The organism is Aquisalimonas lutea, from assembly GCF_030409225.1.
GTDB classification, from domain to species: Bacteria; Pseudomonadota; Gammaproteobacteria; order Nitrococcales; family Aquisalimonadaceae; genus Aquisalimonas; species Aquisalimonas lutea.
Genome location: NZ_JAUFPK010000001.1, coordinates 848,319 through 863,155, shown reverse-complemented (window position 1 = coordinate 863,155; position 14,837 = coordinate 848,319). Strand labels below are relative to the sequence as shown.

Below are 14,837 nucleotides of genomic sequence, written 5' to 3'. Positions count from 1 at the left end.
GCCAGGCAACCGCGCACCCGCCGTCCGGCAGGCGCTGCGGGCCAACCGTCATAGCGAGCCGGCGAACTGGTAGCGCCAGAACACGCCCGCCTTCCAGAGTTCCAGGTCCTCCCCGGCCGAGGGGGCGGCCAGGTGATGCTCGTACTCGAGACCCAGCTGGTGGCGCCGGAGGCGGTAGTGCCAGTCCATGGCCAGCCGGTACTCGTCGATGCTCCGCGCCCGGCGTCCCGGCCGCTCCAGCTCGTGGTAGCCCAGGGAAACGTCCAGCTCCTGGAGTGCGCCCGCGGCCTCCAGCGACAGCGTCGGGTCGATGGCACGCTGCGCCAGAAAGCCGTCCCGGGTGCGGTAGGCGAGGCCGGGCGTGGCCGTGATCTGCACGCCGCCCAGCCGGAACCGCGTCCGATGGCTGAGACTGATGCGGCGTTCCCTGTGGCCGTAGCGTCCGGTGGCGCGGTCGTCCAGGTTGCGCCAGTACAGCGTCAGCCGCGTCTCCCGGGTTTCCGCCAGCGGCAGGATCATGTCCCAGCTCAGCCGGCGGGTATGCTCATCGATCCAGCCGCGCTCATCCCGGCGCTCGCGATGAGCCGCATCCAGCTCGTGGCGCGTATGCACCGGTCCGAGCCCGAAGGGGACGACCGCCTCCACGCCGTGCTCGACCAGATGCACCGGGTTCGGCCCGGATGCATGGTCGACGTGACGCTGGTAGCGGCCCTGGAGGCGGGCCCGCTCCTCGCTGCCCACGCCCGCCGTGGTCACGAAGGCGCGCCGGTCGCCGACGACATCGGTTCCGGCGGGCCGGAACCCGGCACCGTAGTCCTCGTAGCGAAGCCGGTAATCCAGCGGCATCTCCAGCGCGGTGTTGGAACCGTCCACCTGCGCGAACAGGCCGGTATCCGCAACCGCTCGCTCGCCCGCGCCGCCCGAGCCCCGACGGGTCGTCCCCTGGAGATGCGCCCACTCCAGGTCGGTGTCCAGCCGCTGGTGCAGGAAGCGGATATCCAGCGCGGCCGCAAGGCTGGTCACCAGGTGCCGGTCGCCGCCGTCAGCACCCGCCGTCCGGTCGTGATGGACGGTGTTGAGCGACCACTCGCCCAGCGCCGGGTCCGCAACCAGCCAGGAAACACCGTGGTAGTCGGCTTCCGGCTCCAGCAGCCCCGGATCGAGCCGCGCATCCACGTCGTGCCAGTGGCGCCGGTAGGCGCCGGACACCCAGACCAGGGAGTGGTCGAGGCCGCCCAGCGCCGGCTGGATCTCGCCCCGTACGCCGCGCAGGTCCTGGTCCAGGCTCAGGCGGCTGAAGCGCGCGTGCTGGTCGCCCACGTCGAGCCGGTACGGTACCGCGGCGGCGGGATCCTCGCGGCGCAGGCGCAGGTACTCCACGTGCCCCCCGGGCTCGGTGGTCCGGTACTCGGAGGCGCTGAGCACGCCGGCGAACTCGAGGTCCCACAGGGCGCCGCTGTCCGCCTGCCGGGACAGACCCAGGTGCAGGGACTGATACGCCTGCACGCCGTCGCGGCCGTATGGGCCCAGCAGCGAATCGCCATCGATATCGTAGTACTCGACGCGGCTGGTGGTCTGCCCGCGCATACGCCAGTCACCGCTGTCCTGCGCCGCGGCCACGACCGGCAGCAGCAACAGCGCCGCGGCGAGCGCACGGCCTATTGCGGTACCCGTCGCAGCCATTCCACCACCAGTTCCTGCTGCGTCTCCCGCCGCGTCGGGGAGCCATCGGCATCGGTGCCCACAACGGCCCAGCGCACGGTGATCCGCAGGGTACGGACAATGCGGCCGGTCTCCCGGCTCTCGGAGAGCACGCGCACCGGACCCACCGACAGCACCCGCAGGCGTGCATCCGGGGGTACCCGGTCCTCCAGGGCCCCGAGCAGCCGCTGGCGTTCCGGAAAGGCCGGGGCCAGCAGCGGGGCCAGGCGCGGAGTGTTCCAGGCCTGCGCCAGGGACTCGAGCCAGTCCTCCACCAGTGTCCGGTCGTGCGGCGGCAGGGTGACGCCGGCGCCCGCCTCCCCGCCGATGGGCTCGAACGAGCGCTGCTGGGCGGGCGCGGCCAGGGAGACGCCGAGGAAAACCAGGAAGAGGAGCCGGATCATTCGCCCTGCTCCGGCGGGCCGAAGCCGCCCGGGGCCCGGGGATCGAACGGGTCCACGCCGTCCGCGGGCCGCGCCTCCAGCAGCCGCCCCCGGCTCTCGCCGCAGCCCGGGCGCGCGAGAATGGCGTCGGTCACCGCCGCCAGCTCGTCCGGGCGAACGCCGTCGTCGCCGCGGAGGGCGCCGTGCAGCGCGACCAGAACGCGGCAGTCGTGCGCGCCCAGCGCCGGGGACGGCGAGTCATCCGCCGCGGACGGCGGCAGGCCGGCGGCAAGCAGCAGGGTCACGAGGAAGGCACGACGGCACGGGGCCATGGGTTTCACACTCCGGAGGTCGACAGCAGGCGCACCCGATGACCACGAAGCGTAACGGCCGGCCGGGGCCGTCTTCCGGGATTTCCGTCACACCACGGCATGCCGGGCCGGCGAACCGCGGCGGCGTCAGACGATAGGGGGCTCCTCGCTCCACTCGTCGCCGTGCTCCAGGGCCTCGCTGAAGCGCTCCATCTCCCGGTGCACCCGCCCCACATGATCGAACCGCGCGACATGAAAGAGGGCCTCGCCCTCGTGCACCAGGGGCAGGTTGGCGCGACCGATCACCAGGCCGGAGAAGGCTGCCTCGACGGCGATCTCGGCGCCGCCGAAGGGGTCGGCGATCCAGCCGAGGGGCTGGCCGGCCCGGACCCGGTCCCCCAGGGCCACGGCGGCCCGGAACAACCCGTCCTGGCCGGCACGCATCCAGCTGCTGTCGTCGGCGATGTACTGCGGCTCGGGCGCCGGGCGGCGGCTGCGCGCCGGCGGCAGCATGCGCAGATGACGCATCACCCGGATCACGCCCTTGAGCCCCGCCCGGATGGCGGTCTCGTTGAACCGCAGCGCCTCGCCCCCCTCGTAGGTGATCACGGGCACGCCCGCCTCCCGGGCGGTGCTGCGCAGGCTGCCCTCGATCAGGGGGGAGTTGATCACCACCGGCACGCCGAAGGCCCGGGCCAGGGCCTCGTCGGCGGGGTCGTCCAGGTCCGCCCGCACCTGGGGCAGGTTGTCCCGGTGGATCGCGGCGGTGTGGAGGTCGATGGCATGGGTCGCGCGATGCATCACCTCGGTGCGGAACAGGTGCGCCAGGCGGGAGGCCATGGAGCCGGACTCGCTGCCCGGGAAGCTGCGATTGAGATCCCGGCGGTCGGGCAGATACCGGGAGCGGCCGATGAAGCCGAGGACGTTGACCACCGGCACGGCGATCAGGGTCCCGGCCAGCCGGCCGATCATCTGCTGGCGCAGCAGGCGGCGGATGATCTCGGCGCCGTTGATCTCGTCGCCGTGGACGGCCGCCGTGACCACCAGGCACGGCCCGTCACGGCGGCCATGGATGACCTGCACGGGAATATTGACCGGGGTATGGGTGTACAGCTGGCCGGCGGGCAGCTCGACGGTGTCGCGCCCGCCGGGCAGGATGCGGGTGCCGGCGATATCCAGGGGGGAACGGGCCACGATTCCTCCGGCTATGATGGGACGCTGTCGGCACACCGGCCGTGCGCGGCACCCCGGTGCGCCGCCGGGCCTGTACAATCGCCCCGGTTACCGTCGACAGGCGGGGCGAGGATCGAACCGACGGGGAGCTGCGTCATGATGCCATCCTGGACCACGCTGCTGCTGGTGATTGCCGTCGTCGCCGCGGTCATCGGCTTCACCGGGCTCGCCGGCGCGGCGGCATGGGTTGCACAGGCGGTGTTCGTGGTATGCATCATCGTGTTCCTGGGGGCGCTGATCCTGCGCAGGGACTGAGCAGCCGCCGGAGCCTGGCTCAAGCTGTCCCCCGGTGGCGATTCTTCACCTCCACGTAGTGCCGGGCGGAATAGCGGAGGAAGTCCTTCTCCTCGTCGGTCAGCTCGCGCACCGCCTTGGCCGGGCTGCCCATGTAGAGGTGGCCGCCGGCGAGCTGCTTGCCCGGCGGCACCAGGGCGCCGGCACCCAGCATGCTCTCGGCGCCGATGACGGCGCCGTCCATGACCGTGGCCCCCATGCCGATGAGACAGGCATCCCCGATGGTGCACGCATGCACGATGGCCTTGTGCCCGACGGTGACGTCCTCGCCGATGATCGTGGGGTAGCCGGTGGGATTCATGCCGCCGGCGTGGGCCACATGGACCACCGAGCCGTCCTGGATGTTGGTGCGCGCACCCACGCGGATATGGTTCACGTCGCCGCGCACCACGGTCATCGGCCACACGGAGACGTCCTCGGCCAGCACCACGTCGCCGATCACCAGCGCGGTGGCATCCACCCAGGCGCTGTCCGCGACCTCGGGACGACAGGATTCGAACGTGCGGATCATGGGGTCCTCCTTGCTCAGTCAACGCGTCCGCGAGCCGGGGCCGGCGGGGATGATTCGGTGGGGCGACTTGCGCAGCGCCGGAGCGCAGGCCGTCCGGCCCGTCAGGGTGGCGGCACGGATGCCGCCACCGGCTGTCAGCACAGGGATGTGCTGTCAGCCGGCCAGGCCGGAGCGGAGGATAGGCCCCTGCTTCACACGAAGCAGGGGCCGTAAGCGGAGCTCCGGAGCCCCACCGAATCATCCCCGCCGGCCCCCGGCTCGCGGACGCGGTTTCATGTCATCGTGACCATTTCCTCGGCGCTGGTCGGGTGGATGGCCACGGTCTCGTCGAAGTCCCGCTTGGTCGCACCCATCTTCACCGCCACCGCAAAGCCCTGGAGCATCTCGTCCGCTCCGATCCCCATGATATGACAACCCACCACGCGTTGCTCGTCGCCGACAGTCACCAGCTTCATGCGCGTGCGCGGCTTGTGGTCGGAAAGCGCGTAATCCATGGCGACGAACGTGGTGCTGAAGCAGGTCACGGCGTCGCCGTACTGCTGCCGGGCCTCGTCCTCCGTCATCCCCACCGTGCCGATGGGCGGATGGCTGAACACCACCGTGGGCACGTTATCGAAATCCATGCGCCGGTCCTTCTGCCCGCCGAACAGGCGATCACTCAGGCGCCGGCCGGTGGCAATGGCCACCGGCGTCAGCGGGACCCGCCCGGTGACATCGCCCAGGGAGTAGATGCCCGGCACGTTGGTCTGCTGCCACTCGTCCACCGGCACCTGGTCGGCGCCATCCGTGGTCACGCCGGCCGCCTCCAGGCCCAGGGACGCGGTGTTGGCCCGGCGCCCCACCGCCCAGACCACCGTATCCAGGCCGTCGACGACACGGCCGTCCTCGGCGGTCAGGGTGAGCGACCCGTCGCCGGCCCGCTCGAGGCGCGCCGGCGTGAAATGCGTCACCAGGTCCACGCCGTGCTGGGGCAGGGCTTCCTGCAACCCCTCCTGGATCACCGCATCGAAATCGCGTAGCGGCGCATGGCGGCGCACCACCAGGCTGGTCTCCGTGCCCAGGCCGGCCAGGACGCCCGCGAGCTCCACGGCGATGTAGCCGGCGCCGACCACCGCGGCCCGGCGCGGCTGCTCACGCAGCGCGAAGAAGCCGTCGGAGTCGATGCCCAGCTCGGCACCCGGCACGTCCGGAAGGATCGGCCGGCCGCCGGTGGCGATGACGAAGTGATCCGCCGTGTAGCGGTTGCCGTCCACCTCCACGGCATTGGCATCGACGAAACGCGCATAGCCGCGGATGTGGGTAACGCCGTCGTTGTCCAGATTGCGCGCGTAGATGCCGTTGAGCCGCTGGATGTACGCGGCCCGCCGCTGCGTCAGCGTGGCCCAGTCCAGTCCGTGGTAGCGCACGGCCATGCCGTAGTCCGGCGCCCGGTGCACGGCATCCAGGGTATGGGCCGCGTTCCACATGACCTTCTTGGGCACGCAACCCACGTTGACGCACGTCCCGCCCAGCGCGGCGCCCTCGATGACCGCGGCGCGAGCTCCGTGACTGGCGGCCCGGCGTGCCGCGGCAAGACCGCCGCTGCCGCCGCCGATGGCGATGCAATCAAAGTGACCCGTCATGATCGATCCTCGGTGGAACAGGGAACGCACGAGACCATAGCACGCGTTCTGCCGCCGGGGCTTCCGCAATACCCCTCACATGCGGACGGGCATCCGCGCCATAATGGCACGCATGACCACGCGACTTTCGACGGAGACAAGCCGATCATGACCAACCCCCTGCTCGCACCGGCCGACCTGCCCCGCTTCTCCGCCATCCATCCGGAGCACGTCGAGCCCGCAGTGGACCGGGTGCTGGCGGACAACCGCGCGGAGCTGGAGACGCTGCTGCAGCACGAAGGCCCCTGGACCTGGGACAACCTGGTCCAGCCGCTGGAGGCCATGGACGACCGCCTGACCCGGGTCTGGGCGCCGGTGAGCCACCTCAACGCGGTCATGAACGACGACGCCCTGCGGGAGGCCTACAATGCGTGCCTGCCCAAGCTCTCGGAGTACGCCACCGAGATGGGCCAGAACGAGGCGTTGTTCCGGGCCTTCCAGGCGGTGCGCGGGCGCGGGGACTTCGCGGATCTGCTCGCCGACCGGCGGCGCACGGTGGACAACGCCCTGCGGGACTTCCGCCTGGGCGGCGTCGACCTGCCGGCGGAGGACAAGCAGCGCTTCCGGGAGATCGCCAGCCGCCTGTCCGAGCTGGGCGCGCGCTTCCAGGAGAACGTCCTCGACGCCACCAACGCCTGGAGCAAGCACCTGGACAGCGCCGAGCGCCTGGCGGGCATGCCCGAGTCCACCGTCGCCATGCTCCGCCAGGCCGCCGAGCAGCACGGCGACAGCGGCTACCGCATCGGCCTGGACTTCCCCAGCGTGTTCGCCGTTCTCAGCCACTGCGCCGACCGCGAGCTCCGCCGCGAGGTCTACGAGGCCTTCGGCACCCGCGCCTCCGACCAGGGCCCTCACGCGGGGCGCTGGGACAACAGCGAGATCATGGAAGAGATCCTCGCCCTGCGGCACGAGGAGGCCCGGCTGCTCGGCTACAACAACTACGCCGAGCTGTCGCTGGCCACCAAGATGGCCGACTCAACCGACGCCGTCATGGGCTTTCTCTCGGACCTCGCCGAACGCGCCCGCCCCGTGGCCGAGCGCGAGCTGGAGGAGCTGCAGGCGTTCGCCCGCGAGCACCTGGGGCTGGACGAGCTCCACCCCTGGGACGTTACCTGGGCCTCCGAGCAGCTGCGCCAGTCCCGCTACGCCCTGTCCCAGGAAGACCTGCGCCCCTACTTCCCGGCGCAGCGGGTCATCGACGGCCTGTTCCGGGTCGTGGAGCGCCTCTACGGCGTGCGGATCACCGAGCGCACCGGGGACGTGGACACCTGGCACACGGATGTCCAGTTCTTCGAGATCCGCGACCCCGACGGTGCCCTGCGCGGGCGCTTCTACACTGATCTCTACGCCCGCAGCAACAAGCGCAGCGGCGCCTGGATGGCCGAGTGCAAGGTCCGGCGGGACACCGGCGAGGGCGTGCAGACGCCGGTGGCCTTTCTCACCTGCAACTTCGCCCCACCGGTGGAGGACAAGCCCGCGCTGCTCACCCACACCGAGGTGGAGACGCTGTTCCACGAGTTCGGGCACGGCCTGCACCACATGCTCACCCGTGTCGGCGCCGCCTCGGTGGCCGGCATCCACGGTGTCCCCTGGGACGCGGTGGAGCTGCCGAGCCAGTTCATGGAGAACTGGTGCTGGGAGCGCGAGGCCCTGGACCTGTTCGCCGCCCACTACCGCACCGGCGAGCCCATCCCGGATGACCTCTTCCGGCGCATGCAGGCGGCCCGCAACTTCCAGTCCGCCATGGCCATGATGCGGCAGCTGGAGTTCTCCCTGTTCGACTTCCGGCTGCACCTGGAGTACGACCCGCAGCAGGGCGCGCGGGTACTGGAGACCCTGGAAGCCGCCCGGGAGCAGGCCGCCGTGGTGCGCCCGCCGGCCTGGCACCGCTTCCCCCACGGCTTCGCCCACATCTTCGCGGGCGGCTACGCCGCAGGCTATTACAGTTACAAGTGGGCGGAAGTGCTGTCCGCGGACGCCTACGCCCGCTTCGAGGACGAGGGCGTGTTCAGCCCGGAGGCCGGCCGCGACTTCCTGGTCAACATCCTGGAGAAGGGCGGCTCCGAGGACCTGATGACGCTGTACAAGGCCTTCCGCGGCCGCGAGCCCAGCGTCGACGCCCTGCTCCGCCACAGCGGGCTGGCGGCATAAAGGCGGGCGTCGAGGGGCGACAAGCAGGAGGGCACGGAGCGTGGGCGGGGTGATCCAGTCACGGACCGTCACTGGCCATGGATGGCCAGTGTCGAGCGTACAGGGACGTATTCACAGCGTGTCCGTGACCGGATCGCCCCGCCCGCGCGCCCGGAACAGAGGCACCACTCGATAACACGACAATCAACCAAAGGAGGCACCATGTCCGACATCGCCACCGATCCGAACTGCATCTTCTGCAAGATCCGCGACGGCGAGATCCCGGCCGCCGTCATCGGCGGCAACGAGCACGCCGTCGCCTTCATGGACGCGTTCCCGTCCTCCCGCGGCCATACCCTGGTCATTCCCAGGGCGCACCACCCGGACCTCCTGGAGATCCCCACGGACCTCCTGCGGGACTTCATCGCCTCCGTTCAGGAGGTCGCCCGCGCCGTCCAGGCCGCCATCCAGCCCGACGGCATCGCGCTGACCCAGTTCAACGGCGAGGCCGCCGGCCAGACCGTGTTCCACTACCACCAGCACATCATCCCCCGCTGGGAGGGCCAGGACCGCCGCAGCCACGGCAAGGACCAGGCCGACCCCGAGGAGCTCAAGGCCGTCGCCGAGACCATCCGCGCGCAGCTGGGCTGGGAGGCCTGATGAAGCTCGCCTCCTGGAACGTCAACTCGCTCAAGGTCCGGCTGCCCCACGTGCTCCAGTGGCTGGACACGGAGCAGCCGGACATCGTCGGCCTGCAGGAGACCAAGCTGTCCGACGACGCCTTCCCGGAGACCGCCCTGCGCGAGGCCGGCTACGAGGTCGTCTACAGCGGCCAGAAGACCTACAACGGCGTGGCCGTGCTGGCGCGCCAACCCATGCACGACCCGGTCACCGAGCTGCCCGGCCTGGAGGATCCCCAGCGGCGGGTACTCGCCGTCACCGTGGGCGAGCTGCGCTTCATCAACCTGTACGTGCCCAACGGCTCCGAGGTGGGCAGCGACAAGTACGCCTACAAGCTGGACTGGCTGGCGCGGCTGCGCGACTGGCTGGCCGACGAGCTCACCCGCCACCCCCGGCTCGCCGTGGTCGGCGACTTCAATATCGCCCCCACGGACGACGACGTGCACGACCCGGAGGAATGGCGCGGCAAGGTGCTGTTCAGCGAGCCCGAGCACGAGGCCCTGCGCATGCTCACCGACCTGGGCCTCGAGGACACCTTCCGCCGCTTTCCGCGGGAGGGGAAGACCTTCTCCTGGTGGGACTACCGCATGAACAACTTCAAGCGCAATCGCGGCCTGCGCATCGACCTGATCCTCGCCAGCCCCGCCCTGGCCGCGCAGTGCGTCGACAGCCGCGTGGATATCGAGCCACGCCGCTGGGAACGGCCCTCGGATCACGCACCCGTGGTAGCGGAGTTCGCCGAAGGCTGACGGCAGCAGCCGAGCGCATGGCCCCGTTGGCTCCGTCGCGCGCCTACGGCGCGCCCGGAGATCGGGCCCTGCCGGCCTCGCCGGCCCAGGGGGCAGGACCCGGGGGCCTGCGATCATCAGGCCCGCGGCGGCCCGATGGCCGGGCAGATCAGCCCGGAACAGCGGGCAGGAGGTTGAGCACCAGCAGCAACGGGGCAAGCCAGAGCAGCGGTCGCCAGACCATGCCCGGGGCCCGGCGCAGGCGCCGCCAGCCGCCGACCCGCAGCGCCAGCGCCAGGAGAGCGGCCCCCGGCAGCAGCGCCGTCCCGCCCAGGCGCAGCATCCCGGCGGACGCTTCCGCCCCGGCCGCCTCCGCGGCATCCACACCCGCTGCCTGCGCCAGGAGGAACAGCCCGAACGTGGCCCCGTTGTGCGCGGCGTGAATGGCCACTCCGGTCCACACGCTGCCGGTCACCCAGACCGCGAAGCCGAGCAGGAGGCCGAAGACGAAGTACACCGGCACCAGCGACGGGATGCCGTGGAGCCACGCGAAGACGGTCGCCGACACGGCGATGGCCGCGGGGACGCCCCAGCGACGGGCGATACCGGTCTGCAGCCGGCCACGCACCAGCCACTCCTCGACCAGCGGCGCGGCAAACAGCAGCAGTACCAGCAGCATGGCGGCACCGCCCGGCTGGCCGAGGACGCCCTCCAGCACCGGGACCCAGACCTGCTCCGGCCGCAACAGCCCGGTGAGAACCATGAGCGAGCCATAGTTGAGCACCAGCACGGCCCCTACCAGCAGGACGAACGCGGCAGCACCGCCCCGCGGCGCCCGCAGCCGATAGCCGGCCAGGCGGCGGGCAAACCCCGGCCGGCGCGGACGCAGCAGCACCAGCAGGAACGCGGCCAGGACGGCGACGATCAGCAGTGCCCGCAGGTACCCGTGCAGCGCATCCAGCCGCAACGGCCACTGGCTGAGCAGGGAACCCGCCAGAGCCAGGGCTGTGCACCAGGCGGTGAGTACCATCGGCTCCAGCTGGTTCCACCATCGAGTCCGCATGCACGCTCCTGATTACCCCGGAACCGGCGGCCGGCGCCGCCTGCCTATGCCGGTGCGGCGGGTAAGGCGACGCCAGCCGATCACGACACCGGTGACGCTGAAAGCCAGACCCGCCAGACACAGCCCGAGGACCACCACGTCCCACAACGGCCGGCGTTGCCACAGCACCGCGAAGTCCAGGCTGTGGAGACCATTGTACAGCCAGCGGCGCCAACGCCCTCGGGTGTCCATGCGCGCCTCGATCACCGCAGTCTCCGGGTCGATGTACAGGGCGGTGGCACCCGGGTCGTCGAAGCGCACCCGGAGGACCGGCAGCGGTCGCGCACCGCGCCGGGCGTAGTAGTACGCATCGTAGTCGTCCAGACGCCGCACACCGGTGACGTCCGCCTCCGGCAGCAGCGCGTCCGCCCGCCGGACGAGCTCCCGGCGGCCGAAGTCGGCCGGGCGCCCGTCCGCCCGCAGGACCCGGGTGGCATCCGGCCGATGCAACAGCACAAGGGACGTGCCCGCCTGGCGCTGCCACTCCAGCTCCCGGACGCCGTTCAGCGGGAGCTCGTCCGGCGGCACCGCGCTCGCGGTCACCAGCGGGCCGCCCTTCCAGGCCCCGCGCTGCTCGGGCGGCGGCGCCGGCGACGTGAAGATCCGCCCCGGATTCATGGAGAGCAGACCGCTCACCATGAACGTGAACACGAACGTGACGCAGGCGATCCCCAGCACGTGGTGCCAGCGCTGCCAGCCCCGGTACGGGGTCATGCGGTTGCCCTTGTAGCGGCGGCGCACGCGCAGCCGCCAGATGCCGACCAGCGCGCCGGTGGCGATCAGCGCCAGCGCCGGCACGCACAGCCAGATCACCACCTGCCGCCACAGCTCCGGGTGCTGACGCAGCTGCCAGGGATAGATCCAGTGGACCACCGCCCCCACCCAGTTCCACGCCCGCTCAAGACGCGTCGCCTCCTGGACCACCTCGCCCGTTTGCGAGGACAGGTACAGCCAGGTGCCGTCGGCGTCGTCCATGCGGGCGCGCCAGAGGGGCCGGTGACTGTCGAGGCGGCCGGAGACGGTCCACTGGTCGACGCGAACCGGCTCCAGCTCCAGGACCCGGGCACCGGCGTGGCGTTCCGCGGCCGCGGAACGCCACGCGTCGTCCGGCGACAGGACGTCGCCGGTGGCGGCGTCCAGGACGTGCCGCTCGCCGTGCTCGCGTACAATGTACACGGGGCGGCCGGGGCTCGCGTTCAGGCGCAGCGCGTCCGCGTCCGGATGCCGGGCGAGCACGCGGGCCGGCGGCAGGAACGGGCCGGGCTCCAGGGACGGCAGGCCGGCCAGCCGCCGCTGCTCGTCCAGCGACGGGTAGCCCACGTACATGAGCACCATGCCCGAAGCGAACCACATGGCCATGAGCAGGCACAGGGCAATGCCCAGGTACCGGTGCAGCAGATAGACGTGGCGCCGGAACCGCATCAGAACTGCGTACTCAGGGTCAGGTCGACACTGCGCGAGTCACCCAGCAGCCACTGGCTGCCGCCGAATGAGCTCCAGGTCACGTGCTGCTCGTCGGTGAGGTTGCGCCCCCGCAGGGTGATCTCGAGTTGCCGCAGCTGCCAGGTGGCGGCGGCGCCGAACAAGGTATACGACGGCACGTCGACGGTGTTGGCGTCGTCGCCCTGGCGCGGCCCCACGTAGCGGAGGCTCGCCTTCAGCGTGAGCCGATCCGTGGCGAACCACTCGGCGCGCAGGTTGGCCAGGCGCTCGGGCACGTTCGGGGGCGTATTGCCGTCGTAGCGGCCGTCCGCGGTGGCGTAGTCGGCAAACTCGGCGTTCAGCAACGTGCCGTCCGCCCGGAACCGCCAGCTCCGCCAGGGGCGGACGACGACCGCGAGCTCCACGCCCCTGGACTCCTGGCGGCCGATCTGGCGTTCCAGGTCCCGGTTGTCAGGGTCGCGAACCGTCAGATTGCGCTTGGCGATATCGTACGCCGCCGCGCTCCATTGCAGCCGGTCGCCCCAGGCGCGGTGCCGCACCCCCAGCTCGACGCCCCGGGAGCGCTCCAGCCGGTCGCCCTCGTCACCGGGTGAGAACGTCACGGTACTCCCCGTGGGCTTGGCGCCCGTGGCGTACTGGGCGTAGGTGGTCACTCCGGCGGGAAGATCCCATACGGCGCCGATGCGCCCGGTGGTGGGGCGGTAGCGTTCGGTGGCGCGCTCGCCCGCCCGCAGGTCCTCGCCGTCCAGGCGAATGAGCTCGTGCCGCAGGCCGCCGACAAGACTCAGGCCACCCCCGAGCCGCAGGCGGTTTTCGCCGAACACCGCGTAGCGGTCGTTGGTCGTCCGCACACCCGGTTCAAAGGACGTGTCGGAGAAGTAGAGCCCGGGATCCGGATCGTCCACGTCGACGGTGTCCGCGCCCTGGTAGGGAGCGTTGTTGATGTGCTCGAAGCGGTTGCGGCTGATGTCCAGGCCGACGCTGACCCGGTGCGACAGGCCGAACAGCGTGTGGTCGTGGATCGCCTCCAGGCGGTTGCCGAACAGGGTCTGATCGTGGGTGATCCGGATGGGCACGCTGCGACGGATGACGTCCTGGTCCGGGTCGTAGCTGTAGGCCTCCATGTTCTTCCAGTTGCGCTCGCCGGTATAGGCGTAGACCCGGTTGCGCAGCCGCAGGCGGTCCGTGGCGGCGAAGTCGGTGTCGAAGCGCAGCCAGTAGCCCACCATGTCCATCTCGGCATCGGCGACGTTGTAGTTGTTGCCCACCGTTCGCCGGTCGATGCCGCCGTCGATCACCGGGGTGCCGAAGTAGGGCTCGATGTCGTCACGCTGGACCTCCGCGGAGAGAGTGAACCGCAGGCGCCGGGAAGCATCCAGGCGCAGCGAGCCGCCGAGGCTTTCGTAGCGGGCCCCGCTGCGGTCGATTTCGCCGTCCCGCGCCAGGCGGCTGGCATCGACGCGGTACGAGAGCCCGTCCACCGCCGTGGGCCCGCCCGCCCCGGCGGCGACCCGCGTCTCGCCGAAGGAGCCGGCGCCGAGCAGCAGCTCGCCCGAGCTGCGGTCCGGGTCCGGCCGGCGCGGGACGAAGTTGATAGCGCCCGCCACCGCCCCCTCGCCGTGCAGCACCGAGGCCGGGCCGCGCAGGATTTCCACGCGGTCGTAGAGCCAGTTGCTGCCCGGCCGCGCGAACATGCCGGGCTCGGCCACCCGGACGCCGTCGTAGAGAATGGTGATGTCGTTGCCCGTGAACCCGCGGCTGGAGAAGGATGCTGGTGCTCCGGGCGGCTCGCCGCCGGTGAATCCGCCGGCCGCCTCGACCGCTTCCCGCGTCGTCCGGACACCTCGCCGGCGCTGGGTCTCGGCGTCGATGATCGTCGCACTGGCGGGAAGATCCTCCAGCGGCACGCCCAGCCGGCTCACGCTCCTTGCCGGCCGCTCGAGGCCGAGCTCGTCCGTGCCCCCGGCGCCCTCCACCTGCAGCACGTCGAGAGTGACGGGATCCTCCGCGGCGGCGACACCGGCTCCCAGTACAGCCAGCGCAACGACGACGGCTCTCGACACGTCGCCGGGATACCGCAATGCCCTCGCGTTGCGCGCACGCTCCGTTTTCATGGTGGTTGCTCCTGTCCCTTGGTTGTCGTTGATCCGGCAGGCGAGGGACAAGGGAACGAGGCGGCGACCTGCCCGGAACGGTGGACAGGCGGGGCTGAACGGCACGGCCGACAGGCACGGATTCGCTGCGTCCTCGCCGGCGGCGCCCCTCGCACCACCAGGAGATGTCCCGCATCCATGCCGCCAAGGGCATCGCGGGACCACTCATCGGGCCGGTCTCCGGACTCGCGTGCGGGCATGAATCCACCCGAGCGGACCGCCTTCCCGTGGCATCAGCCACAGTGGCGGGATGGTCCGCTGCAACACGCTCACCGTTGCGGGGGCAGTCCCGGAATCGGCAGCAGCGCGCACGGCTGCTGCCTCACCGGGTTCCCGTTTCACCTTCCCGGCCGGAACGGCCTGAAGGCACCCGAGAGCGAGCGAAGAAACTAGCGGGTGCGAGGTGCCGGATCAAGCAGTCCAGAAACCAAGAAAAGAAATGTTATAACATCTCTATTAGTTCGGCAAACTGCGAAGCATGGCCCCGGCATGCGATGATCCCGCAC

General features: G+C 71.0%; 13 protein-coding genes and 1 riboswitch. Of the genes, 4 read left to right on the top strand and 9 right to left on the bottom strand.

Annotated elements, in window-relative coordinates; all coding sequences use genetic code 11:
- Positions 1–48: 48 nt before the first annotated feature.
- The 4 genes from QWY84_RS04100 to QWY84_RS04085 all read right to left on the bottom strand — a co-directional run bounded on the left by QWY84_RS04100 (position 49) and on the right by QWY84_RS04085 (position 3,589).
- Entirely contained in the window at positions 49–1,683 is a 1,635-nt protein-coding gene (locus QWY84_RS04100; RefSeq protein ID WP_290201178.1) for a hypothetical protein, read from the bottom strand.
- Entirely contained in the window at positions 1,659–2,105 is a 447-nt protein-coding gene (locus QWY84_RS04095; protein ID WP_290201177.1) for a hypothetical protein, read from the bottom strand. The genes QWY84_RS04100 and QWY84_RS04095 overlap by 25 nt, the downstream gene beginning before the upstream one ends.
- Positions 2,102–2,416 (bottom strand): hypothetical protein, encoded by a 315-nt coding sequence (locus QWY84_RS04090; RefSeq protein WP_290201176.1) that lies wholly within the window; start codon positions 2,414–2,416, stop codon positions 2,102–2,104. Before QWY84_RS04090 ends, QWY84_RS04095 begins: the two co-directional genes overlap by 4 nt.
- A gap of 126 nt (positions 2,417–2,542) precedes the next feature.
- Complete coding sequence (locus QWY84_RS04085) at positions 2,543–3,589, bottom strand: succinylglutamate desuccinylase/aspartoacylase family protein (protein ID WP_290201175.1); 1,047 nt, start codon at positions 3,587–3,589, stop codon at positions 2,543–2,545.
- 135 nt (positions 3,590–3,724) lie between these two features.
- On the opposite strand from QWY84_RS04085, the gene QWY84_RS04080 reads away from it, so the two are divergent.
- A complete protein-coding gene (locus tag QWY84_RS04080) occupies positions 3,725–3,883 on the top strand; it encodes a DUF1328 family protein (RefSeq protein ID WP_353959866.1) in 159 nt (52 codons plus the stop codon).
- Positions 3,884–3,902: 19 nt separating this feature from the next.
- Here the strand turns inward: QWY84_RS04080 and QWY84_RS04075 are convergent, their stop codons facing one another.
- Both QWY84_RS04075 and gorA read right to left on the bottom strand, forming a co-directional pair.
- The gene (locus QWY84_RS04075) at positions 3,903–4,433 is read right to left on the bottom strand and encodes a gamma carbonic anhydrase family protein (RefSeq protein WP_290201174.1); all 531 of its coding nucleotides are present in this window, start codon (positions 4,431–4,433) and stop codon (positions 3,903–3,905) included.
- A gap of 272 nt (positions 4,434–4,705) precedes the next feature.
- A complete protein-coding gene (gene gorA, locus QWY84_RS04070; RefSeq protein ID WP_290201173.1) occupies positions 4,706–6,055 on the bottom strand; it encodes a glutathione-disulfide reductase in 1,350 nt (449 codons plus the stop codon).
- Between the two features lie 147 nt (positions 6,056–6,202).
- Between gorA and prlC the strand changes: the two genes are divergently transcribed.
- The 3 genes from prlC to xth all read left to right on the top strand — a co-directional run bounded on the left by prlC (position 6,203) and on the right by xth (position 9,654).
- A complete protein-coding gene (prlC, locus tag QWY84_RS04065) occupies positions 6,203–8,245 on the top strand; it encodes an oligopeptidase A (protein ID WP_290201172.1) in 2,043 nt (680 codons plus the stop codon).
- A 201-nt stretch (positions 8,246–8,446) separates the two neighbouring features.
- On the top strand, positions 8,447–8,884 hold the full coding sequence (locus tag QWY84_RS04060) for an HIT family protein (RefSeq protein ID WP_290201171.1): 438 nt from the start codon (positions 8,447–8,449) through the stop codon (positions 8,882–8,884).
- A complete protein-coding gene (gene xth / locus QWY84_RS04055) occupies positions 8,884–9,654 on the top strand; it encodes an exodeoxyribonuclease III (protein WP_290201170.1) in 771 nt (256 codons plus the stop codon). The genes QWY84_RS04060 and xth overlap by 1 nt, the downstream gene beginning before the upstream one ends.
- 148 nt (positions 9,655–9,802) lie before the next feature.
- On the opposite strand, the gene QWY84_RS04050 is transcribed toward xth, so the two are convergent.
- The 3 genes from QWY84_RS04050 to QWY84_RS04040 are packed head-to-tail and all read right to left on the bottom strand — an operon-like array spanning position 9,803 to position 14,292.
- Entirely contained in the window at positions 9,803–10,696 is an 894-nt protein-coding gene (locus QWY84_RS04050; protein ID WP_290201169.1) for a CPBP family intramembrane glutamic endopeptidase, read from the bottom strand.
- A gap of 12 nt (positions 10,697–10,708) precedes the next feature.
- Positions 10,709–12,157, bottom strand: coding sequence for a PepSY-associated TM helix domain-containing protein (locus tag QWY84_RS04045; RefSeq protein WP_290201168.1), 1,449 nt, complete (start codon positions 12,155–12,157; stop codon positions 10,709–10,711).
- Positions 12,157–14,292, bottom strand: coding sequence for a TonB-dependent receptor (locus QWY84_RS04040; protein WP_290201167.1), 2,136 nt, complete (start codon positions 14,290–14,292; stop codon positions 12,157–12,159). The genes QWY84_RS04045 and QWY84_RS04040 overlap by 1 nt, the downstream gene beginning before the upstream one ends.
- Positions 14,293–14,485: 193 nt before the next feature.
- A riboswitch (cobalamin riboswitch) is annotated at positions 14,486–14,720 on the bottom strand.
- Between the last annotated feature and the right edge of the window lie 117 nt (positions 14,721–14,837).